Source organism: Thioclava kandeliae (assembly GCF_040297545.1).
In the GTDB taxonomy this organism is placed as follows: Bacteria; Pseudomonadota; Alphaproteobacteria; order Rhodobacterales; family Rhodobacteraceae; genus Thioclava; species Thioclava kandeliae.
In genome coordinates, this window is sequence record NZ_JAYWLC010000008.1 from 132,127 (window position 1) to 153,233 (window position 21,107).

Sequence of the window (21,107 nt, forward strand, 5' to 3'; positions counted from 1 at the left end):
TGGTTGCACTTTACAACTACTGCACGGATTTCATGCATCCCGACCCGCGACAGCCATGAATGATGCATGGATCCGATGCATCCGGCGAACCGGAATGGAAAAGGCGGTGCAGTGCACCGCCTTCCCTCAAGCCACCTCCGACGCCACAAGCCCCGGAATCGCCGAGACCAGATTACGGGTATAGTCATGGCTCGGATTGCGGAAGATCTGCGAGGGCGGGCCATATTCCACCATTTTTCCGCGATGCATCACCAGAATATCGTCGCAGATCTGGCTGGCCACACGCAGGTCATGGGTGATGAAGACCATCGCCAGCTTGCTTTCCTGCTGTAGCCGGTTCAGCAGTTCGAGCACCTGCGCCTGAATGGACACATCCAGCGCCGAGACCGCCTCGTCTGCCACGATCACATCGGGATCGAACATCAGCGCCCGCGCGATACCGACCCGCTGACGCTGACCGCCCGAGAACTCGTGCGGATAGCGGTCAAAGGCCTGCGCATCGAGCCCGACCGTATGCAGAAGACGCTCGGCCTTCTTGCGCGCATCGGCCTGCGTCAGCAACCGGTGCGCCACCGGCCCCACACACATCGCCTGGCCCACGGTGAAGCGCGGGTTAAGCGAGGCATAAGGATCCTGGAAAATCATCTGGATACGGGCGCGCAGCGGTCGGAAGGCTTCCTCGCTCAGGGCGAGCGTATCCTCGCCGCGGAACCGGATCTGGCCACCATCGGCCCCGATCAGCTTCATCAGCACCTTGCCCATCGAGGATTTCCCCGACCCGCTCTCGCCCACGATCCCCAGCGTCTCGCCCTTGCGCAGGGTGAAGCTGATGTCATTGACCGCATGGACCTCGCGCATCTTGCCCAGGAACCCCGAGCGTGTGCGATATGTCTTTTGCAGGTTCTTCACTTCCATCACCACGGAGCGGGTGGTGTCGCGGTCGCGGTCGGCCTCGCGCAGGGTCGGAACGGCGGCGATCAGCTTCTTGGTATAGGGATGGGCGGGCGTCTCCAGCACCGCCTTCGCATCGCCCTGTTCCACCAGATGGCCCTTTTCCATCACAATCACACGGTCCGCGATATCGGCCACCACGCCGAAATCATGGGTAATGAACATCACGGACATATACTTGCGCCGCTGCACCTTGCGTATCAGATCAAGGATCTGCGCCTGTGTGGTCACATCCAGCGCGGTGGTGGGCTCGTCCGCAATCAGGATATCGGGATCGAGCGCCAGGGCCATGGCGATCATCACCCGCTGGCGCTGCCCGCCCGAAAGCCGGAACGGGTATTGATGCTGGATCAGTTCGGGGTCGGGCAGACCGACTTCGGTCAGCATCTCGACCACCTTTTTCGCACGGCTCGCCTTATCGCCGATCCGGTGGGTATCAAGGACTTCGCGGATCTGGTCGCCGATGGTCATCAGCGGATTGAGCGCCGAGAGCGGATCCTGGAAGATCATCGAGACGGCACGCCCGCGCAGCTTGCGGAATTCGGATTCGGGCTGAGCCAGCAGGTTCTTGCCACGGAAGGTGATCTCGCCTGCCGCAACCTTCATCACATCGGGCAAAAGCCCCATCACGGTGCTGGCTGTCACCGATTTGCCCGAGCCGGACTCGCCGATGATGCACAGGATCTCGCCCTGCTGGAGATCGAAACTGATATTTTCCACGGCAAAGCGGCGATCAAGCGCCTTGGGCAAGGCCACCGAAAGCCCGCGCACCGAGAGCACGGGCGACGTTTGGGAGGTCATGAGTTTTCCAGTCGTTTGTCATTATTATAGACCTCCAGCCTCAGGGCGAAGCTCGGCCCGAGGCAAGGCCTGTCCGGACAAACACAAGGCGGAGGCGGGTATTGCCCGAATAACGGGCAGGTCCATACGGGCCCTGCGCGGAAATTCTCCGCCTTGGGAAAGCCCCAGACCTTCAGAGCAGGCTCTGGCCGATCTCGTCTGCGGCGTGCCGCGCGCTTGCGGCAAAAGCCTCGAGCAGCGGATCGGTGCGGGAGGCACGACGAATGAACGAGACATCCATCCGGTGACGCGCATCGCTGAGCGGCAACAGACGGAGCCCCGCCCCGATTATCGGGCGCAGCGCCCCCGAGACGATCGCGATTCCCAGCCCCGCCTCGACCAGCGCCAGCATCGACAGCGGGCTTGCCGCCTTCATACCGTGATAGGGCTCGAATGCGAGCGCCGCGCGGGTGGCTTCCATCCCCCCCTGATCCTCCGCGCCCGATAGGCCGATAAAGGTCTCCTTCCGCAGGTCCTCGGTTCCGATCGCCGGCCGGTCCGCCAGCGGATGGTCCGCCGCCAGTGCCACCTGATAGGGAAAGCTCACCAAAAGATCGCTCTGGAAGGCGCGATCCTGTCCCAAGCCCAATGTCGCAGGGCCAAGGCAGGCCTCTACCTGCCCCTCGGCAAGCGCCACGACCTGTCCCGCCGGATGCAGCTCTACCGGTTTGACCTGCACCCCCGGCCACGCCTTGCGGTGATGCAGGATGGCCCGCGCCATCAATCCCGAAATGATCGCCGAGGCCGAAACCCCCAACCGGATCGTGCCCGTCAGCCCGTCGCCCGCACGGCGCACAACTTCGCGCGCGGTCTCGCACTGGCTCAGGATCGCGCGCGCTTCGGGCAACAGGGCCTGTCCGGCCTGTGTCAGGGCAATCGGCCTACCGGAGCGGTCGAAAAGCGCATGCCCCAGATCCTCCTCCAATGCCTTGATCTGCATGCTCAGCGCGGGCTGGACGATGTTCAGCTTATCCGCCGCGCGACCGAAATGCAGCTCCTCTGCAAGGGTCACAAAATACCGCAGCTGGCGAGGTTCGAGCATGTTTATCATGTTGGATGATCTTATCCATCAAATACATCTATTTTATTTATCAAGAGAAGCCTCCTAGATCAACTGCCAACGGAAGTATCGTAAAGAGGCCCCATGCATCGTCGCACATTTCTCTGGAGCGGCACCGCCGCCACCTTCGCCGCCGCAGGTGCCGCCAGCGCGGCTCCGGCCAATGCCCCCCCTATGGCCGCGGTCACCGGCGGCCAGATCAGGGGCGAGCGGAAGAACGGACTGAACATTTTCCGTGGCATCCCCTATGCCGCGCCGCCCTCGGGCGAGCGTCGTTGGCACGCGCCGCAGCCGGTGATCGCCTGGGACGGCCTGCGCGATGCGACCCGTTTCGGCGCGGTCTGCCCCCAGCAGGAAGCCCGCAAAGAGCCCGAGAAATCACTGGCAAAGGTCACACAGGACGAGGACTGCCTGACGCTCAACATCTGGGCGCCGGAAGGCGCGAAGGATCTGCCGGTGATGGTCTGGCTGCATGGCGGCAGCTTCCGCTTCGGCGCGGGCTCGCTGGCACTCTACCACGGGCAGGATCTCGCACCGCGCGGCGCCGTTGTGGTGACCATCAATTACCGGCTGGGGATCTTGGGGACATTCGCGCATCCGGCTTTGGGCGAAGGCACCGGCAGTGGCGGCAATTTCGGGCTGATGGACCAGATCGCGGCGCTCGAATGGGTGCGCGACAATATCGCGGCCTTCGGGGGCAATCCGGATAATGTGACGCTGTTCGGGGAATCCGCAGGCGCCGTCTCGGTAGGTTATCTGCTGGCGACCGCAAAGACCAAAGGGCTCATCCACCACGCGATCATGCAATCGGGCGGCCTGGCCGTGCCGACCGTCATGCGCGATGAGGCGGAAGATATCGGGCAGGATTTCGCGCAAGATTGCGGGCTTGATCGCGACTGTAGCGCCGATGATCTGCGCGCGCTCCCTGTGGCCGATCTGCTGAAGGTGCAGCTGCCGCCCGCCCATACCATGCCCTTTGCCGACGGGATTACGGTAGAGCACTCCCTGACGGACGGGTTCGCCCATGCTGCCCCCGTGCCGCTCCTGATCGGCTGGAACACGGCGGAAGCGGGCTTTTTCGGACCGCGTTACTGGCAAGATCTCCCGCAGGAGTTGGGACAGGACCGGTATGAAGCGGCCAAAGCCGCCTGTTACGGCTATGGCACGCAGTCCGAAGATGCCGCGCGCGAGCAGATTGCCAGCGAATGGTTTGCGGGCATCGGCAGCCGTCAGATCGCACGGACGCAGGCGGCGCGTGCCGAGGTATATGCCTATCGCTTCGGCTGGGTGCCGCCAGAGGCGCGCGAGGAGACCCCGGGCGCAATCCATACCGCCGAGATCCCCTATGCTTTCGGCCATATCAGGCAGGATGGCCCCTCGGGCCGGATCTCGGCCGAGATGGCCGATGACTGGGTGGCGTTCGCACGGGACGGGTCTCCGGCCAGCCGCTGGCCTGCCTATAAAACCGACCATCCGCAGATGCAGCTGATCAATGCGCAGACCACCATCGGAACTGATCCGGCCACCGAACTTCTGGATGTGCTGACAGCGATGAACCTGCCGCCCAAGCCCTGACCTGACCTGACCTGACCAGATAGACTGAAAGGACTTCATATGCTTGACAAAAATACCCCTCCGGCGGCAAAACAGGGCGGGCCACGCACGCCTCTGGGCCAGTTGCCCCGTCTTCGCGCCGATGGCACCCTCCCCGGTGCGCCGGTGCTTTATGCGATGCGCGATGGTCAGGGGCCACATTACCTGATGGGCGGGCTGGTAGCCACGCTGATCGCGCGCCCGGAAGATACCGCGCAGGCCTATAGCGCCACGATCCTCAGCGGCGGGATGGATGCCGAACTGCCGCTGCATACCCATGCCGAGACCGATGAGGCGATCTATATCCTCGATGGCCGTGTAGAATTGTGGCTGGATGACAGGCTGCATCTGATGACGGCGGGCGATTACGCGTTCGTGCCCGCAGGCACCCTGCATGGTCACCGGATGAAAAGCCACCGTGCGCGCATTCTGACATGGGCGATCGGGGCGAAGCTCGGTGGCATGTGGGAGGCGCTCGGCACCGTGTTCCCGCGCCCTGTCCACCCCGAGACACCCTGCGCCCCCCTCGGCGAGGCACAGATGGACGCGGCCTCGAACGCCGCTGATGTCAGCTTCCGCGGCCCCGTCCCTGCGCAAACTCCGGTTCTGGTCGAGGCGACAGAGATCCCCGAGGGCTATAGCCCCTATGTGCTGCGCGCGGGCGAAGGCGAGCATCTGGTCGCCGCAGACCAGCTGTTTACTTTCCTGCAGACCCGCGCCACCAGTCAGGAGCGCTTCATCACCGTGATGACCGAAGGCCCGACAGGCCCCGCCATCCCGTGGCATTACCACGAGCATCACGCCGAGAATTTCTTCTGTGTCGATGGCCGGATGACAATGTGGGTGAATGGCGAGGAGATCCATCTCAATCCGGGCGACTACATGCAGGTGCCGGCAGGCACGGTGCATTCCTACCGTCTCGACACGCCCTATACGCGCTTCTTGGGCTGGCTGGTGCCGCCGGTCTTTGAACCCTTCTTCCGCTATGTGGGTGACCCGACCGAGATGACCACCTTCCCCGTCGAGCCGCCGCCCTTCCGTTTCGACCGCGTGCTGGCGCATCTTGACGAGCTGGATCTGCAGGTGCTGACCGTTCGCAATCCGGCCTCGGCCTGACGACAGAAGGGCGGCACCCGCAAGGTGCCGCCCTTTTCCGACGGAGATCGGATATCGGGTTCAGTGCTCGAGAATCCGCCCCAGAAAATCGCGGGTGCGCTCGTGCTGCGGGTTCGATAGCAGCTCGCGGGCGGGGCCCTGTTCGATAATCCGCCCGCCATGCATGAAGAGCACACGGTCGGCCACCTCGCGGGCAAAACCCATCTCGTGGGTCACCACCAGCATGGTCATTCCTTCCGCCGCCAGATCGCGCATCGCGTTGAGCACCTCGCCCACCAGCTCGGGGTCGAGCGCCGAGGTCGGCTCGTCGAAGAGGATCGCCTCGGGCCGCATTGCGAGGGCGCGCGCAATCGCCACCCGCTGCTGCTGGCCGCCCGACAGACGGTCGGGATAGGCCCCCGCCTTGTCGGCGAGATTCATGCGCTCGAGCAACTCCATCGCATAGGCTTCGGCCTCGCGGCGGTTCTCGCCCTTCACATGGATCGGTCCTTCGGTGACATTCTCCAGCGCGGTGCGATGGGGGAAGAGATTGAAGCGCTGGAACACCATGGTGACCTTGGTGCGGATATCGCGGATGGATTTGCGCTCGGCCTCGACCAGCTGGCCGTTCACATGGATCGCGCCCGACTGGTAGACCTCGAGCCCGTTCACACAGCGCAGCAATGTCGACTTGCCGGAGCCCGATGCCCCGATCAGACAGACGACCTCACCGCGGGCCACCTTGAGGTCGATCCCCTTGAGGACCTCGAAATCGCCATAGCTCTTATGGAGTGCGTTGATATCGATCATTTCTTACCAAACCTCCGTTCAAGCCAGGATGCGAGGATGAAGAGCGGCACAGAAAGCGCCAGATAGAGGCCCGCGACCAGCGTATAGACGGTCAGGTTTTCGAAGGTCGAAGCGGCCAGCATCTTCGCCTGGAAGGTCATTTCGGCAACCGTGATCACCGAGGCCTGCGAGGTATCCTTCAACAGCATGATCATTGTGTTGCCATAGGGCGGCAGAACGATGCGCACGGCTTGCGGCAGGATCACCCGCCACATGGTTTTGGTCCAGCCCATGCCAATGGATTGCGCGGCCTCGATCTGGCCCTTGTCCACGGCCTCGAGCCCCGCACGGAAGTTTTCCGCCATATAGCAGGAATAGGCGACGCCCAGACCGATAGAGCCTGCCTGGAAGGCGGTCAGGTCGATCCCCCAACCGGGAAGGACGAAATAGATATAGAACAGTTGCACAAGGATCGGGATGCCGCGCACCACATTGATGAAGGCGCGCGCCGGCCATGCGAGGAACTTGATACCGGAATAGCGCATCAACGCCAGAACCAGACCGAAGACCGTCGCGATCACGAGGGCGGAGAACGCGATGCCAACCGTTGTGGCGGCACCGCGCATCAGGATGGGCAGGTAATCCTGCGCATCTTGGAAGAAGGGAGACATTAGCTTCTCGGATCCGGTCTCAGTTCAGGTTCCATTTCTTGATCAGCTCGTCCAGCTCGCCATCGGCCTTGATCTTGGCCAGACCCGCATTGACCTTGGCGAGGATCTCGGGATGGTCTTTCGACACAGCGATGCCCAGCGGCAGCACGAATTGCGAGGTGTAGCCTTCGGCCATCTTGAGATCGGCAAACTTGCCCTGCCCCATCTGGTAGGCGATGATCGGTTTGTCACCAAAGGCCATATCGATCCGGCCCAGTTCGACATCCTTCAGAAGATCGGCAAGGTTTTCATAGGTCTTGACCTCGCCGATATCGCCCATCTGTGCGAGCTTGGCCTGATAGCTGGTGCCCTGCTGCACGCCGATGGTCTTGCCCTTGGTCTCGTGCAGATCCTCGGAATATTGGGTATCGTCGGTTTTCGGCACGATAAGACCCTCGCCATAGGGGAAGATCGGATCGGAGAAATCGACAACCTTCTTGCGCTCGTCGGTGATCGACATCGCCGCCGAGATCATGTCGATCCGGCCGGCCTGCAGCGCGGGCAGCAACGAGACCCAGTCGGTCGATTGCACATCCGCCTCGAAATCCTCCTTGGCCGCGATGGCTTTGACGACATCGACCATCATGCCGGTGATCTCGCCTGATTTAACATCGAGATAGGTGAAAGGAACGCCGGTCGGCGTCGAGCCGACCTTCAGCGTTTCGGCCATGGCCGGCAAGGCGCCAAGAGCGAGGGCAATAGCGGTGGCGGCAATACGGGGAAACTGCATTCGGTATACCTGGAGATTAGCCAGACGGTCGAGGAGCCAGCGTCGGGCCTGTTTCAGAAGAGATCCTCATCCCCACCTCTATGGTATCTCGGGTATATGGTAAGAAATTAAGGGCAATTTTCTGATGAAAAACTTCAATCTTTCAAAAAATAACATGATCTTGATGCAAACTGCCCGATCGCTATGCAGTTTCGGTATACCGGAATAAGAAGACTTAGATGGGGGGGGCCTCTTCGCCTCCGGCACGATCCGCTGGGATCTTTCTCCCATACAGACCTAACTTGCAGGCCCGACAATTGATCAATGCCTGTTGCTAAGCCTTTAATATAATTGATTAACCCCATTTTATACCTCGTGTGGCTAAACTGTTTGGGAATCATGTTCCTGAGGGTATGTTGCATATGAGGTTTCTGGGTAGAAAGACGGCTGCGGCGAAAACGGCAGCACAGCAGAAGAAGCGAGGACTGTCCTATTTCGACGCAGTTTCATCCTGCTATATGGTGTGCCGGCTCGGCTTCGACCAGATCATCATAGATGTCAATGATCGGTTCGCCCGTGCCGTAGGGTTCACACGCGACGAACTGATCGGCACGGATTATGCACGCCTCCTGCGCGAGAAGGATCGCGCCGATATGGATTACCGCAAGGTCTGGGACGATCTGCGGCAAGGCCACCCGACCCAGTTCATCCGCCCTCGCCTGAACAAGGCCGGCGAGGAGCGATGGTTCGATGTTTCCTATATCCCCGTCGTCAGCGCCGATGGCACAGGTTATGACGAGGTGCTCATTCTGGCACATGATATCACCGATATGCATTTCCGTCGGCGTGACAACCGCTCAAAGGTCGATGCGCTCTCGCGCAGCATGGCGGTGATCGAATTCGATCTACAGGGCAACATCCTGACGGCGAACCAGCATTTTCTGGATGCGATGGGTTATGGGCTGGACGAGCTTGAGGGACGGCATCACCGGATGTTCATGCTTGACGGAGAGGCGGACACGCCTGCCTATCAGGACTTCTGGCATAAGCTGGCCAAGGGTATGTCCTATAGCGATGCGATCCGTCGTCGTCGCAAATCTGGTAAGACCTGCTGGCTTCAGGCCACCTACGAAACCCTCGTCGACCCTGAAGGCCGTCCGTTCAAGGTCGTGAAATACGCGTTCGACATCACGGCGGTGAAGGAAAAGGAGCTTGAATGCAATGCCAAGCTCGAGGCCGTGGGCGCGGCGCAGGCGGTGATCGAGTTCGACCCGTCAGGCACCATCCTGCACGCAAATCCCCTATTCTGTCAGGCGACCGGCTACCGCGAGGAAGACCTAATCGGCAAGCATCACCGCATTTTTGTCGCGCCGGATTATGCCAATAGCCCCGATTACGCGAAGTTCTGGAAGGATCTGCAGGCGGGAAGCTCCTCTGTCGGGAAATATCAGCGGTTTGGCAAGGACGGTCAGGCGATCTATATCGAGGCCAGCTACAACCCGATCCGTGATGCGTCGGGGACGATCGTCAAAGTGGTGAAATTCGCGATCAATGTGACGGCAATGGAAGTCACCGTCGTCGAACTGGGCAAAGCGCTCGATACATTGGCAGCAGGCGATCTGAACGCTTCCATCGACACTGATCTGGGCCAGCTCGACAGGCTGCGCGCCTCCTTCAACGGCACGGTCGGGCGCTTGCGCGAGATCATCGCGGCCGTCGCGGCCAGCACCGAGGATCTGGTGCATGATGCCCAGTCGATCCGCGTGGGCAGCAACGAACTGGCGCGACGTTCGGAGACGCAGGCCGCAACGTTGGAGGAAACGGCCGCCGCGCTGGAAGAGTTGACGGGTTCGGTCAAGGGAGCCTCCGAACTGACCCAGACGGCCACGGCCCGCGTCCAGTCCACCGCCAAGCAGGCGGAGGCCTCCTCGCAAGTCGTGCAGGAGGCGATCGACGCGATGAAGGCAATCTCGGAGGCCTCGCGCAAGATCTCCTCCATCACTTCGGTCATCGACGATATCGCTTTCCAGACCAACCTCTTGGCGCTCAATGCCGGCGTCGAGGCCGCCCGTGCAGGCGAGGCGGGGCGCGGCTTTGCGGTGGTGGCCTCGGAAGTGCGGGCGCTTGCACAGCGCTCGGCCGATGCGGCAAAGGAAATCTCTTCCCTTCTGGTGGAATCGGAGACCACCGTCGCCAATGGAAGCGCGCTGGTCGACAAGGCCGGGGGAGCCCTGCGCGGCATCCTGACGAGTGTGCAAGAGGTCAACCAGATCATCGCCACGATCGCCTCCTCTGCGGGGGAGCAGGCCAGCGGCATCACCGAAATGAACAATGCCGTCTCGGATCTGGACCGCACGACCCAGCAGAACGCCGCCATGTCGGAGGAAACCAATGCCGCCGTGGCTATCGTCGCCCAGAAATGCGAGGATATCCGCAGCGAGATCGCCTTCTTCTCTCTCGACGCGCCTTTACAGACAGGCCAGACCGCGTATCGCCATGCGGGATAGACAGGCATTGCCAGCCTGAAACGGGCGGCATGGCCCTTTGCCGCCCCCTATCTGTTCTCACGCCGCGCCGGAAAACTGGCGCGGCGGGCCTGTTTTGTTTACCATGATTTACGAGCCGGAGCAGCAAGCGATTAACCGGATTGCGCTATCGTGGAACGGGGCCCAAGGGAGAAGTTCTGATGTCGAGCACCGCCACTATCAACATGATCAACGTGCAGGTCCGCGCCGATGACCAGATGGCCATCGATAAGGCGACGGCCTCAGCCACTGTCGATCCGCGCTATGATGATGGTCGCTTTTTCAATAGCTTATATGACGAGAACCTCTATTCAGATTCCAAATATTACTTCTGGTCCGGCGATCAGGAAGTGTTGCCGATCGGCCTTGGCGATCTGGATGGAAATTACGAGGCACGGATCGCGGGATTCGTCGCCACAATGGCCGAGTCCCTTCCCGAAGTTAACACTCTGCGCCTGTTTTTTAATGAGAATAATTTTACCGAAACCGGCGCGCTCGACCCCCGATACGAGGCCTTTCTGGAGGCCGCCGTTGCCAATGGCTTCGAGCTGGTGATCACCTATGGCTCGGGCGATATTCAGGGTTACGGGCTGTCGGAGACGCTGACCACGGGTGCGGCGTGGTATGACTATCTCTCGACGACCGCCTATTCCAATATGGAAGGGGCCTGGACCGAGATGATGGCATGGATGTCCGCCCATCCCGATGTCGCGGCGGGCGTCTATGGCTACGAGCTGATGAACGAGCCCGACGCTTATGACAAAGGCGCCAATGCGATGGGTGGACAGGCGGGGGAGGAGACCTTTGTCGGGCTCTACGCCCAGCATGTCAGCACGCTTTCGGCCCTGATCTCGGCCCAGCAGGACGGCAAGATCCTCGTGGGCGGCTGGGATTATTCGGCGAATTTCGACATCCTCGCCACGACCCAGATCGATGGCACCAGCGCGCTGGACCTGATCCGGGCGGCGGTGGGCGAGGATCTCGTTTGGTCGGGGCATTACTATGGCAACTGGCACGGCACCGGTAGCGGCACGAGCATTGCGCAATACGAGACCAGCTTTGCCGAGACCTTTGCAGCATTGGGGTCCGATGACCTGATCATCACGGAGGTCAATATCCCGGGTGCGGACGCGTTCGACTGGTCCGATCCGACCAATTATCAGTATGATTTCGCGCAGGCGCTGGAGTATTTCTCGGAAAACGGGATCGGCATCGGCTGGTTTCCGGGGATCCAGACAGGCGCATCGAATTTCGCGATCATCCGCAATGACGGCTCGGCCCAATTCCGCCATCCCGACAGTTTCGCCATCGGCCAGCATCTTTATTCGATGGATGAGGCGCCCGAAGACCATGCGGGCGACGAACTGCTCCAGTCACTGCGCATCGACACCCATTCCATCCGCAACGAGGGCTATACCACCGATACAGATGGCGACGGCATTCTCGATGACGGATATGACGGCAGCTATGTCAGCAGCATGGATGTGGCCACGGGCTTCGGCTATGGCGGCAATGACACGATCGACGGCTATGACGATGCCTGGGATTTCCTTTATGGCGGCACCGGCAATGACAGCCTGACAGGGCTCAATGGCAATGACTATCTCTTCGGCCAGGACGGTAATGATACGCTCGATGGCGGCGCAGGAGATGACCATCTTCTGGGCAATGACGGCGATGACCTGCTGGTTGCGGGCCAGGGCAATGACTATCTTTCGGGCGGCGCAGGGGCAGATCTGTTTGTCATTGATGCCCCCGGCACCGGCGATGTGGTGATTGCCGATTTCGATTTCGCATCGGGGGACAGCCTGCGCATCGCAGACCAGCTCTATTCCGCCTCCGGGATTCTGGCTCTGGCAAGTTTCGAGGATGCCGATGGGCGGGGTGGCCTCAACGACGTGCTGGTGCAGCTGGGCAATGACAGCCAACTCCTGATGCTGAACGCCCGCACAGCGCTCGAAGCAGCCGCTGTACCGACCGAACCTGATGGCCGGACCCTGATCGAGGGCACGGCGGGCGATGACAGGGCCGAGGCCACGCTGACGGGCACCGACGGGGATGACCATCTGTTGGGGCTCGGAGGCAACGATGTCCTGTCGGGTGGGGCGGGGGACGATATTCTCGAGGACGGGCTCGGACGCGATATCCTATGGGGTGGCGATGGCGCGGATATCTTCTGCATGGCGGCGGGCGATCATGCGACAGACAAAATCCAGGATTTCTGTGTCGGTCTCGACCTGATCGATCTCTCGGCCTGGGGCGTTCGGTCGGTGGAGGAGGTCTCCATCACACAAAGGTTCAATTCTGCAGGCGACTGGCTCAAGGGGCAGTATATGCTGACCGCGGGCGAAGGGATCACGGCGGAGTCCGTGATCCTGCGCCTATCCGGTTCGGGATATGACATCGTCAGCCCGCTCGATGCAGGCAGCTTCATCTTTTCAGAAAGCGGCCTGATCGATTTCGGCGCCACCGACACGATCACCATCGATACGGTCATTACTGGCACCGCAGGCGATGACAGGAAAGCCTCTGCGCTTTACGGCACTGCAGGCAATGACGAGATTTTTGCCGGCGCAGGGCGCGATCAGGTCTATGGCGGTGCGGGGCGCGATATTCTCCATGACGGTGCGGGCCGGGATATTCTCTTTGGCGGTGAGGAGAGCGACATGTTCTCCATGGCCGCAGGCGACGGTGCGACCGATTACATCAAGGATTTCGAGATCGGCAAGGATATCCTCGATCTGCGCGAATGGGGGCTGAGCGGCCTCGGGGATCTCTCGGTCACATGGCAGACCAAGGGCACCAGCGCCGCGCTCGACCATCTCCTGATCACCACAACCGGCGAGACATCGGAGGCGCTTCTGGTCAAGGTCGCGGGGTTCGAGGCGCTGACCATAGATGACCAGAGCTGGACAGCCACCGATTTTCTGTTCTGAGGCGTTTCCTGGCGGGAGGCGGGGGGCTTCAGCCCGGCGGCCTGCTGATCTGTGACCGGACCAACCAGCCTTCAGATCCGAGGCGGCATCCCGCAGCAAGATCCACCGGAGCAGCAAGAACGCATCGGATACGGCACCGACCGCCCGCCCCCGGCCTTGGTCAGGCCATCGATTTCAGCTTCCTTGCGAGGGTTTCCACGTCCTTTTCGCTGGCACGCGGCACGATGCGGTAGAGCGCATTCACAAAGCAGAACAGCGCGAAGGCCAGCAGACCGGCACTGATCGTACCGCAGAGCCACTGGCCGAAGGGATGCGCGCGCAACCATTCGAAGGCACGGTCCATTCCACCCGCCGCCTCCGGCGCATAGGCATAAGCGGCATAGGCGATCAGCCCACCGGCGATCATCAGCACCACACCCTGCGCCACCAGCCCGAGTTGTAGAATCAGATTGGCATGGGTGGTCACCGCATTCGCCCTGAGCCGCCCGCGATAGCTCGCCCTGATGCCCTTCATCAGGTAATAGACTGCGGCGCCGATGACCGCGACCCCCACAAGCCCGACGGCCAGCCGCCCCATCGGCATACCCATCACGGTGGAGACCATCTGGCCCGAACCACTCCCCGAGCGCGCAAGCAGGGCCAGAACGGCCACCCCACCGATACCCAGATGGATCAGTCCGCTTACGGCAAGCCCTACTCGCGCCGCCAGCCCTTTCAGCTTGGTGCCGTAATCCTCCAGATCCCAGACCGCATCCGTCACCCTCCAGATCGCATAGGCCAGCATGCCGAGCGCGATCAGCACCAGAACCGCATTGCCCAGCATCCCCGAGAGATGCTGCATCGTCTCTTTGGTGCCCTCGGCCTCGCCCCCGTGCAGGATCGACCAGAGCGAGGTCGCCCCTACCGCCAGATAGACAAGCCCGCGGCCTGCATAACCGGCGCGCATCACGGGCACGGACCAAGCAAAATCATCGGGGTCATGGGAGTGGCGTGACATCGGGTTCCTCGCGTTCACAATCAGGATAGCTGGTGGGACAATGCGGATACGGCGGCGGATGTTCCGTGGGTGCAATCAGTGGCAGGCACCGAGCATGGCACTCAACGGCGCTGGCTGCGGACTACGAGGGAACGAATGGCGATGCGCATGGTTGAGTGGCAAAGCCCGATCCGGAGAGGTTTCCCATGTTCGCCAGTCTTACGCTGCCGCTGCTGCTGACCATATTCGCCATTGCAGGTGCGGTGGTTGTTCTGGTCTAGATCAGGGCGACCGCGCTGGCTGATCTCATTGCCGACCGGACCCGTCTGGGCGAGGCGCTGGCGGGCGGGGTGCTTCTGGGCGGCGCGACCTCGCTCTCGGGCGTGGTGATGTCCGTCTCGGCGGCCTACGGGGGCGATGCAAGCTTTGCCGTCTCGAATGCGGTGGGCGGGATTGCCGCGCAGACGCTGTTTCTGGCTATTGCCGATCTGGCCTATCGCAGGGTCAACCTCGAACATGCCGCAGCCGAACCCACAAACCTTTTTCAGGCGGTGATGCTGCTGGTTCTGCTTAGCCTGCCCGTTGCGGCGGCCTCCGGCCCCGACATCGCCTATTTCGGCGTCTCGCCGGTCTCGGTTCTGATGTTTCTGGCCTATCTCTGGGGCGTCAGACTGTCGTCCGCCGTGGGCGAGAACCCGATGTGGCAGCCCGTCAAGACCGCCGACACCCGCGAGGATGCGCCCGACGAGGATCACGACCCGCAGGCCTCGGTGACCGGACCGGCCCTAGCCTTTGCGGCGCTGGTCGCCCTCATGGGTGGCGCAGGCTGGATCATCGCCCAGATCGCGGGGGAGTTCATCACCCGCTACCAGCTGTCTTCGAGCCTCGTGGGTGCGCTAATGACCGCAGTCGTCACCTCCCTGCCCGAGCTGGTCACGACGATCGTGGCCGTGCGGCGCGGCGCCTTGCAGCTGGCGGTGGGTGGGATCATCGGCGGCAACACTTTCGACACGCTGTTTCTGGTTTTCTCCGATGCCGCCTATCGCGAGGGCGCGATCTATCAGGCCATGAGCCAAACCGACCTCTACTGGCTGGCAACCGGCCTTCTGATGACCGCGATCCTGCTGGGCGGGCTGATCCTGCGCCAGCGCGAGGGGCCGGCGCGGATCGGGATCGAATCCGTGCTGCTGATCGGCGTCTATGGCTGCGCGGTCGGTGTCGAGATCTTCGGCTGACGCCTCACCGGACCGCGCTCAGCCCGACCTCATCCGAACATCTGCGCCCCGATATAGCTGCCCTCTGCGGGCGCGGGCGGGATGTAGAAGACCCCAGAGGCCACATGCGAGATATAGTCGTTCAGCCGGTCCGCCGCCCCGAGCCGCGTCTGCAGCCGCTCGAAAGCCTCGGGCGTATTCTGGTAGGACAGGAACAGCAGCCCCGCATCCAGCATCCCGAGCGCGTTGATCCCGTCGGTATAGTTGTAGCTGCGGCGCAGGATTTTCAGCCCGTCATTATGCTCGTGGGCAGCAAGGCTGATATGGGAATTGGCAGGAATGACCGGACCATGCGGACCCTGCGCCGTGAAATCGGGCGTATCGAATTCCTGCGTGCCGGTCAGCGGTGCGCCTGAGACCTTGAACCGCCCGAAGACCGCATTCTGGTCATCGATCTGATCGGTATCCCAGCTTTCGATGAACATGCTGATCTTGCGCATGACCTGATAGCTGCCGCCCTTGCCCCAGCCCGGCTCGTCGGTCCAGACAAAGGCCTCGCGATCGGCATCGCTCGTGATGTTGCGGGTGCCATCGCGGAAGCCCAGAAGGTTGCGCGGCGTCGCCTGCCCCTTGCCTGCCGAGGCCCGCCCGAAGCCCATCACCGCATAGCGGGTGGAGGCGGTGCCCGTGGATTTAGCCAGCCGCGCCAGCACGCGGATCGCGTGATAGGCCACCTGCGGATCATCGGCGCAGGCCTGCAGCGAGAGATCGCCCCCCGAGATCTCGGGGGTCAGCGCATCTCCGGGCAGATGTTTGAGCGGGCGCAAGCCGGCGGGCCGATGCGCCTGAAGACCGGTCTTCTCGAACAGATCCGGCCCCAACCCGACCGTCACCGTCAGCGAGGCGGGCCCCAGATCGAGCGCCTCGCCCGTATCGAGTGCGCCCGCATCGGGACGGTCCGGATCGACCTTGCTGATCGGCTCGCCCTTCATTATCTGCGCGATCGAGGCGGACCAGCGCGCCAACAGCACCTGCAGATCGCGCGGATTTTCCGACGTCAGGTCAAAGGTCATATAAACCACATGGCGCTGCGGCGCAGTGGCGATCCCCGCCTGCGGGCCCGGCCCGTAGAACGGATAGGCGTGGCTCAGGTCGATGGCGTTGGACGGCCCAGCCTCTGTGTCGGCCGTCGCCGCGCCCATCAACATCGGGGTCGCCAGAGGCGAGAGGGCAGCGCCAAAAAGCAGGCTGCGGCGTTTGGGATCGGGGGTCATGGGGCTCTCCATGGCAAGACGGGCGAGGAAAGAGGGATGCCGGAGCCCGGTGGGGCTCCGGCCAGCGCATCAGCCAGCAGTCGCGACCTTTTCGGCCACGCGCGACAGCGGTTCCTGCAGCGACTGGATGGCCCGGCTGAGCGTCACCTTGTCGGAGGCTTTCAGCGCATCGGTATAGAGCACATAGCCACCGGGCACCGTATTGTCGCGGTAGCCATCGAGCAGCGCGCGCACCTTGTCGAACTCGTCGCTCACGCGTTTGGTCAGATCGGGATCGATCTGCGCCATCCCCGGCTCCAGATAGGCGAAGGCCTGCTCGGCGCCTTCGACATTGCCCGCGAAATCGGCCAGATCGATATGGCTATAGGCCTCTTCCTCGCCGCTGATCTTGGTGCTCTGGACTTCTTCGAGCAGATCCGCCGCGCCATTGGCCAGATCCTCGGGCCAGAATTCGAGGCTTGGGGCCAGCTGGTCAAGCAGCTTCACGTTCTTCAGCAGCTCATGCGCCGTGGTCTTGGTGTCGTCGGTGATCGCGCCCCGCTCGAAGAGATCGCGCTCGATCGCATGATAGCCCGACCAGCCTACCGCCGGATCCTCGTTCGAGGCCCGCATATCGATAAGATAATCGAGATTGCCGTGATTGTCGGTCGCATCGAACCCGTCCATCACGAAACCGTCCACATCGGATTCGATCCGCTCGTAGAAGGGGCGGGCATGGGCGTAATCGGTCTTGGCAGCCTCCAGATCTCCCGCGGTAATATCGGCATCGAGCTTGGTCACGGCCACGACCATCGCATCGACGGTCTTGTTTACATAGGCGCTGTAATCGGCGGTGCCCTTGTCGAGCAACTCCGAGACGCTGCCCTCGGCACGTTTGGCGGCAGCGCCGGTGACGGTGAAGGCGGTCTTTTGCGGATCGGCACCGGGGCAGTAGATGTCGTAGCTGCCGCCGCCCAGCGTGACAGTAAAGGTGACCGATGGCAGACCGGGCGCAAGGTTTTCCTTCTCGCCGATGATGCGATTACCCGAGAGGAGTTCGACCTCGGTCAGGGCGGTGGCGGTCTGGTTGGTGACAGTAAAGGTCACGGGGCCTGCGGCGGCTTCGGTCGCGCTCAGCTTGCAGCTGCCGCCATTATCGGAGGTCATCGTGATCGCGACCTGAGCGGCGCCAGAGGCGTTGCTTTCGGCGGTCTGGGCCGAGGCGGAGGTGCTTGTGGCAAGCGCTGCCAGAAGCGGGAGGATGATCGGATAAGAGCGGGAGACAGACATCAGTGAGATCCTTTGGGCGCAGGTTCTACCCCTGCGCCATGTGAGGGAGAGACCCGTTCGGGTGCGAGAGAGCGCAATTGCCGCGCCGCGCGCAGGGCAATCGCAAGGGCCGCCAGAAGAAGGACAACAGACAGCTGGCGGGCCCAGAACTGCCATTCCTGCAAGGCTGAGCCATAGGCGCGATAGGCGGCCATGGCTTTGGCTGAAAACGTATCGGAGGTGGCCCATGCGAGAGGGCCGGTTTGCGCCGCAACGGCTTGGGGCAGCTTGCGCACGCGCAGGCTGCGCGGGGTCTGCAGACCGCGGCCCGACAGGGTCACCAGAACCTGTGCCCCGCCTCGCGCCTGCACAACCGCGCCCTGCGCCAGACGGGCATGGGCGTCCAGATCGGCCTGCCATTGCGCGGTGTAAGGGCCGGGATAGCGGGTGGGGTTCAACCCGATCGGACGCCGCCCGCCATTCAGCGCCACCAGTTCGGCAAAACTCACCGTCTGTGGAGCGTCATTCAAAGCCACCGTCGCACCGTAATCGGCCTCGCTCAGCGGGAGCCCGTTATGGTCCGAACTCTGCGCCGAAGAATGCGGCAGATTCAGGGGGACGCCCCCAAAATCGAGGGCCAGCACGTCCCCGCGCAGCTGCACCTGCCCCGCCCCATCGCCACGCAGCGCCGCGACCGGCGCCTGCGGGCGCAGCCTCGCCCGCGGCTGCGGCACAAGAAACAGACCCAGCGCCGCAACGGCCAGCATCAGCGCCGCGCCCAGTTTCAGCCGCCCCGCATTGCGCGGGCTCGGGCGATAGGCTGTGGGCCAGTAGACAAGCGCGCCAACAATCGCGAGATAGCTCACCCATCCCAGAACCTCGATCAGCCGCGGATCGGAGGGGATGCCCAGCACACCGGTAATCAGCGCGGCCTGCACCGTGCCGGGCGCCACGAGCCAGCCCAGATCCATGACCATCTGCTGACCGCCATTGATCCAACCCGCCTCATGGCCTGTGCGCAGCGCGCTCACACAAAGCCCCGCCGCGACCAGAACGAGGAAACCGCCGGTAATGCGGAAAAAGCGCGACAGGTTCAGCCGCACCCCGCCCTGATAAATACCCCAGCCGATGCCGATCGCCAGCGCCAGTCCGATCAGCGCGCCGATCCCTGCCCAAAGGGCCGATTGCGCCGCCGAGAAGGTTGCCAGAAAGAACACCGCCGTCTCGAAGCCTTCCTTCAGCACCGCCAGAAAGGCCATTGCGGCCAGTGCCGTGGCCCCACGTCCCGAGAGCGCGGCCGCCGCATCCTGCTCAAGGCTCGATTTAAGATCACGCCCGTGGCGGTCCATCCACCAGATCATGCCGGTAACAAAGACAATGGCCACCACGCCGATCAGTGTCTCGAGCGCTTCCTGACGGGCCTGCGGCAGGCTCTGTTCGAGATGGTTGAGGCCAAGCCCCACACCGAGCGACAGAAGAACCGCCAGCCCGACCCCCGCCCACATCGGGCCGAGCCCCGCCCCGTTGCGACGCAGGAAGGCCGCGATGATCCCTACGATCAGCGTCGCCTCAAGCCCTTCACGGAGCGCGATCACCAAAGTTGCCAGCATGACCTGCCTCTTTCGCCTAGCTCTGGATCGGTGGGCGTTTATTCCCGACCAAACAACTCAGCTATGGCTTCTGCGCCCGCAGAACGCGGCTGTCAACGCACGCTGGCGTGAACGGGCGGCGTGAACCGAGGGGTGAACCGACGGGTGCCGCCGGACCACGATATGCTCAACGGATGCCCTGCACGATGGGAAAATCCGCAAAGGGCTGACCGCCCAGACGGTCGAATTGCTGGCACAGAGACATTTCATCGAGCGCAGTGCCGATGATCACAAGCCGGTTGCCGGCCTGCCCGTCGGGCCAGCCCTCGAGCCGAAGACCGGGATAGAGCCTGTGGCCTACCGCATGCACCACCAGCGGGCGCGACGGGTCATCGCGCAGCGCCATCAGCCCCTTGATCCGCAAAAGCCCGTTCGAGGGCGTGGCGGTCAGCCGCGTCAGGAACTGGCGCAGCGCGGTTTCATCAACCGGTGTATCCGAGGTCAAGGGCACTGCCTGCACCCCTCCATGCCGGTTGAGATCATGAAAATGACCGCCCGTCAGGGGCCGCAGCTGCGCCTCAGCAGCCAGCCATTTGCCGACCTGCTCGCCCTTGCCGAAGGCGCTGTAGCTTCCAGCTCCAATCAGACTGGCGGGCGAGAATCCATCGGCAGCCGCGTCATGCACGATCACCCCCGGATTGAGGCCGCGCAGCGCCTCACCCAGATCTCCCGCAGGGTGGAGGTCTGTCTTGCTTAGGACCACATGATCGGCGAAGGCAATCTGGCGAAGGCTTTCGGGATGGGCCTCGAGCACCGCCCCGATCCCCTCGACATCCACCACCGTGATCACACCCGACAGCCGGAACGCCCGCGCCACCGCATGATCGGCCAGAGCGACCGCCGCCAGCCCGCCGGGAATAAGGCTGTTCACGATGGGGGCCAGATCGGCCAGCCCTGTTGTCTCCACGATAACCCGCGAGAAAGGCGGCAGCGTCCCGTTGCGCCGCAGCACAAGCAGCTCGTCAAGCGAGGCGCGCAGATCGCTGCCCCGCGTGCAGCAGATACAGCCCGTCGTGGTGACGCTGGCCCGCGCCTCGCGGCCCTTGCGCACCAGATCATGATCGACCGCCACCAGACCGAACTCGTTGATCACCAGCGCGGTATCGGCATAGGCGGGATCTTCCAGAAGCCGGTTGAGAAGCGTCGTCTTGCCAGCCCCCAGAAAACCGGTCAGCACGAAGACGGGGATCTGGGTATCGGGTATGGCCATGGGACGCTCCTTTTCCGGCGGGTGCAGGGATATGTCCGGCAGGCCCATCCCGCAAGATGGGATCGGCCTGCCGCGCGATCAACCGGCCCGCGGCAGGCTCGCTGTGAAATGCAGCGCCAGATGTCCGTCCGGATCGCGCACCTGCCGCGCCTCGACCCCGAAACTCTCGCGCAAATTGTCGGGCGAGAGCACCTCGGCAGGGGGACCGATCGCCTTGAGCCGCCCCCCCTCCAAGAGCGCCACCCGATCACAGGAGAACGCATGGTTGAGATCATGGAGCGCGATCACCCGGCTGACGGGCAGGCTCCGCACAAGGGCCAGAAGTGCC

14 protein-coding genes and 1 pseudogene are annotated in these 21,107 nt (G+C 62.7%); 5 read left to right on the forward strand and 10 right to left on the reverse strand.

Going from position 1 to position 21,107, the window contains the following annotated elements; all coding sequences use genetic code 11:
- Window positions 1-126: 126 nt before the first annotated feature.
- Window positions 127-1,752 (reverse strand): ABC transporter ATP-binding protein, encoded by a 1,626-nt coding sequence (locus VSX56_RS11800; RefSeq protein ID WP_350937304.1) that lies wholly within the window; start codon window positions 1,750-1,752, stop codon window positions 127-129.
- Window positions 1,753-1,924: 172 nt separating this feature from the next.
- Entirely contained in the window at window positions 1,925-2,833 is a 909-nt protein-coding gene (locus VSX56_RS11805) for a LysR family transcriptional regulator (RefSeq protein ID WP_350937307.1), read from the reverse strand.
- 102 nt (window positions 2,834-2,935) lie between these two features.
- Between VSX56_RS11805 and VSX56_RS11810 the strand changes: the two genes are divergently transcribed.
- Both VSX56_RS11810 and VSX56_RS11815 read left to right on the forward strand, forming a co-directional pair.
- A complete protein-coding gene (locus VSX56_RS11810) occupies window positions 2,936-4,426 on the forward strand; it encodes a carboxylesterase/lipase family protein (RefSeq protein WP_350937309.1) in 1,491 nt (496 codons plus the stop codon).
- 39 nt (window positions 4,427-4,465) lie between these two features.
- Window positions 4,466-5,560, forward strand: coding sequence for a quercetin 2,3-dioxygenase (locus VSX56_RS11815; RefSeq protein ID WP_349294948.1), 1,095 nt, complete (start codon window positions 4,466-4,468; stop codon window positions 5,558-5,560).
- 60 nt (window positions 5,561-5,620) lie between these two features.
- Here the strand turns inward: VSX56_RS11815 and VSX56_RS11820 are convergent, their stop codons facing one another.
- Genes VSX56_RS11820 through VSX56_RS11830 form a run of 3 tightly spaced genes read right to left on the reverse strand, consistent with a single transcriptional unit; the run spans window position 5,621 to window position 7,768 of the window.
- A complete protein-coding gene (locus tag VSX56_RS11820) occupies window positions 5,621-6,349 on the reverse strand; it encodes an amino acid ABC transporter ATP-binding protein (protein WP_349294947.1) in 729 nt (242 codons plus the stop codon).
- Window positions 6,346-6,999 carry an amino acid ABC transporter permease gene (locus VSX56_RS11825; RefSeq protein ID WP_350937312.1) on the reverse strand — a complete coding sequence of 218 codons (654 nt, stop codon included), beginning with the start codon at window positions 6,997-6,999 and terminating at the stop codon, window positions 6,346-6,348. Before VSX56_RS11825 ends, VSX56_RS11820 begins: the two co-directional genes overlap by 4 nt.
- Window positions 7,000-7,018: 19 nt before the next feature.
- Window positions 7,019-7,768 (reverse strand): substrate-binding periplasmic protein, encoded by a 750-nt coding sequence (locus VSX56_RS11830; protein WP_339115417.1) that lies wholly within the window; start codon window positions 7,766-7,768, stop codon window positions 7,019-7,021.
- A gap of 497 nt (window positions 7,769-8,265) precedes the next feature.
- Here VSX56_RS11830 and VSX56_RS11835 point away from each other — a divergent pair, with 497 nt between their 5' ends.
- Complete coding sequence (locus VSX56_RS11835) at window positions 8,266-10,254, forward strand: methyl-accepting chemotaxis protein (protein ID WP_350937314.1); 1,989 nt, start codon at window positions 8,266-8,268, stop codon at window positions 10,252-10,254.
- A 179-nt stretch (window positions 10,255-10,433) separates the two neighbouring features.
- Entirely contained in the window at window positions 10,434-13,208 is a 2,775-nt protein-coding gene (locus tag VSX56_RS11840; RefSeq protein WP_350937316.1) for a cellulase family glycosylhydrolase, read from the forward strand.
- 160 nt (window positions 13,209-13,368) lie between these two features.
- Here VSX56_RS11840 and VSX56_RS11845 read toward each other — a convergent pair whose 3' ends face one another.
- The gene (locus VSX56_RS11845) at window positions 13,369-14,205 is read right to left on the reverse strand and encodes a DUF1206 domain-containing protein (RefSeq protein WP_350937318.1); all 837 of its coding nucleotides are present in this window, start codon (window positions 14,203-14,205) and stop codon (window positions 13,369-13,371) included.
- Window positions 14,206-14,390: 185 nt separating this feature from the next.
- Here VSX56_RS11845 and VSX56_RS11850 point away from each other — a divergent pair.
- A pseudogene (locus tag VSX56_RS11850) lies at window positions 14,391-15,419 on the forward strand (sodium:calcium antiporter).
- A gap of 29 nt (window positions 15,420-15,448) precedes the next feature.
- Here VSX56_RS11850 and VSX56_RS11855 read toward each other — a convergent pair.
- The 4 genes from VSX56_RS11855 to VSX56_RS11870 form a co-directional block, all read right to left on the reverse strand.
- Window positions 15,449-16,672 (reverse strand): Dyp-type peroxidase, encoded by a 1,224-nt coding sequence (locus tag VSX56_RS11855; RefSeq protein ID WP_350937320.1) that lies wholly within the window; start codon window positions 16,670-16,672, stop codon window positions 15,449-15,451.
- A gap of 69 nt (window positions 16,673-16,741) precedes the next feature.
- Window positions 16,742-17,941, reverse strand: coding sequence for an iron uptake system protein EfeO (gene efeO / locus VSX56_RS11860; protein ID WP_349294943.1), 1,200 nt, complete (start codon window positions 17,939-17,941; stop codon window positions 16,742-16,744).
- Window positions 17,941-19,530 carry an iron uptake transporter permease EfeU gene (gene efeU / locus VSX56_RS11865; protein ID WP_350937324.1) on the reverse strand — a complete coding sequence of 530 codons (1,590 nt, stop codon included), beginning with the start codon at window positions 19,528-19,530 and terminating at the stop codon, window positions 17,941-17,943. The genes efeO and efeU overlap by 1 nt, the downstream gene beginning before the upstream one ends.
- Before the next feature lie 166 nt (window positions 19,531-19,696).
- Window positions 19,697-20,779, reverse strand: a complete 1,083-nt coding sequence (locus VSX56_RS11870; protein ID WP_350937326.1) for a CobW family GTP-binding protein — start codon at window positions 20,777-20,779, stop codon at window positions 19,697-19,699.
- Between the last annotated feature and the right edge of the window lie 328 nt (window positions 20,780-21,107).

Coding starts and splice junctions, on each gene's coding strand:
- VSX56_RS11870 (WP_350937326.1), bottom strand. CDS start 20,779: ATGGCCATACCCGATACCCAGATCCCCGTCTTCGTGCTGACCGGTTTT.
- VSX56_RS11855 (WP_350937320.1), bottom strand. CDS start 16,672: ATGACCCCCGATCCCAAACGCCGCAGCCTGCTTTTTGGCGCTGCCCTC.
- VSX56_RS11830 (WP_339115417.1), bottom strand. CDS start 7,768: ATGCAGTTTCCCCGTATTGCCGCCACCGCTATTGCCCTCGCTCTTGGC.
- VSX56_RS11825 (WP_350937312.1), bottom strand. CDS start 6,999: ATGTCTCCCTTCTTCCAAGATGCGCAGGATTACCTGCCCATCCTGATG.
- VSX56_RS11800 (WP_350937304.1), bottom strand. CDS start 1,752: ATGACCTCCCAAACGTCGCCCGTGCTCTCGGTGCGCGGGCTTTCGGTG.
- efeU (WP_350937324.1), bottom strand. CDS start 19,530: ATGCTGGCAACTTTGGTGATCGCGCTCCGTGAAGGGCTTGAGGCGACG.
- VSX56_RS11810 (WP_350937309.1), top strand. CDS start 2,936: ATGCATCGTCGCACATTTCTCTGGAGCGGCACCGCCGCCACCTTCGCC.
- VSX56_RS11820 (WP_349294947.1), bottom strand. CDS start 6,349: ATGATCGATATCAACGCACTCCATAAGAGCTATGGCGATTTCGAGGTC.
- VSX56_RS11805 (WP_350937307.1), bottom strand. CDS start 2,833: ATGCTCGAACCTCGCCAGCTGCGGTATTTTGTGACCCTTGCAGAGGAG.
- VSX56_RS11845 (WP_350937318.1), bottom strand. CDS start 14,205: ATGTCACGCCACTCCCATGACCCCGATGATTTTGCTTGGTCCGTGCCC.
- VSX56_RS11840 (WP_350937316.1), top strand. CDS start 10,434: ATGTCGAGCACCGCCACTATCAACATGATCAACGTGCAGGTCCGCGCC.
- VSX56_RS11815 (WP_349294948.1), top strand. CDS start 4,466: ATGCTTGACAAAAATACCCCTCCGGCGGCAAAACAGGGCGGGCCACGC.
- VSX56_RS11835 (WP_350937314.1), top strand. CDS start 8,266: ATGGTGTGCCGGCTCGGCTTCGACCAGATCATCATAGATGTCAATGAT.
- efeO (WP_349294943.1), bottom strand. CDS start 17,941: ATGTCTGTCTCCCGCTCTTATCCGATCATCCTCCCGCTTCTGGCAGCG.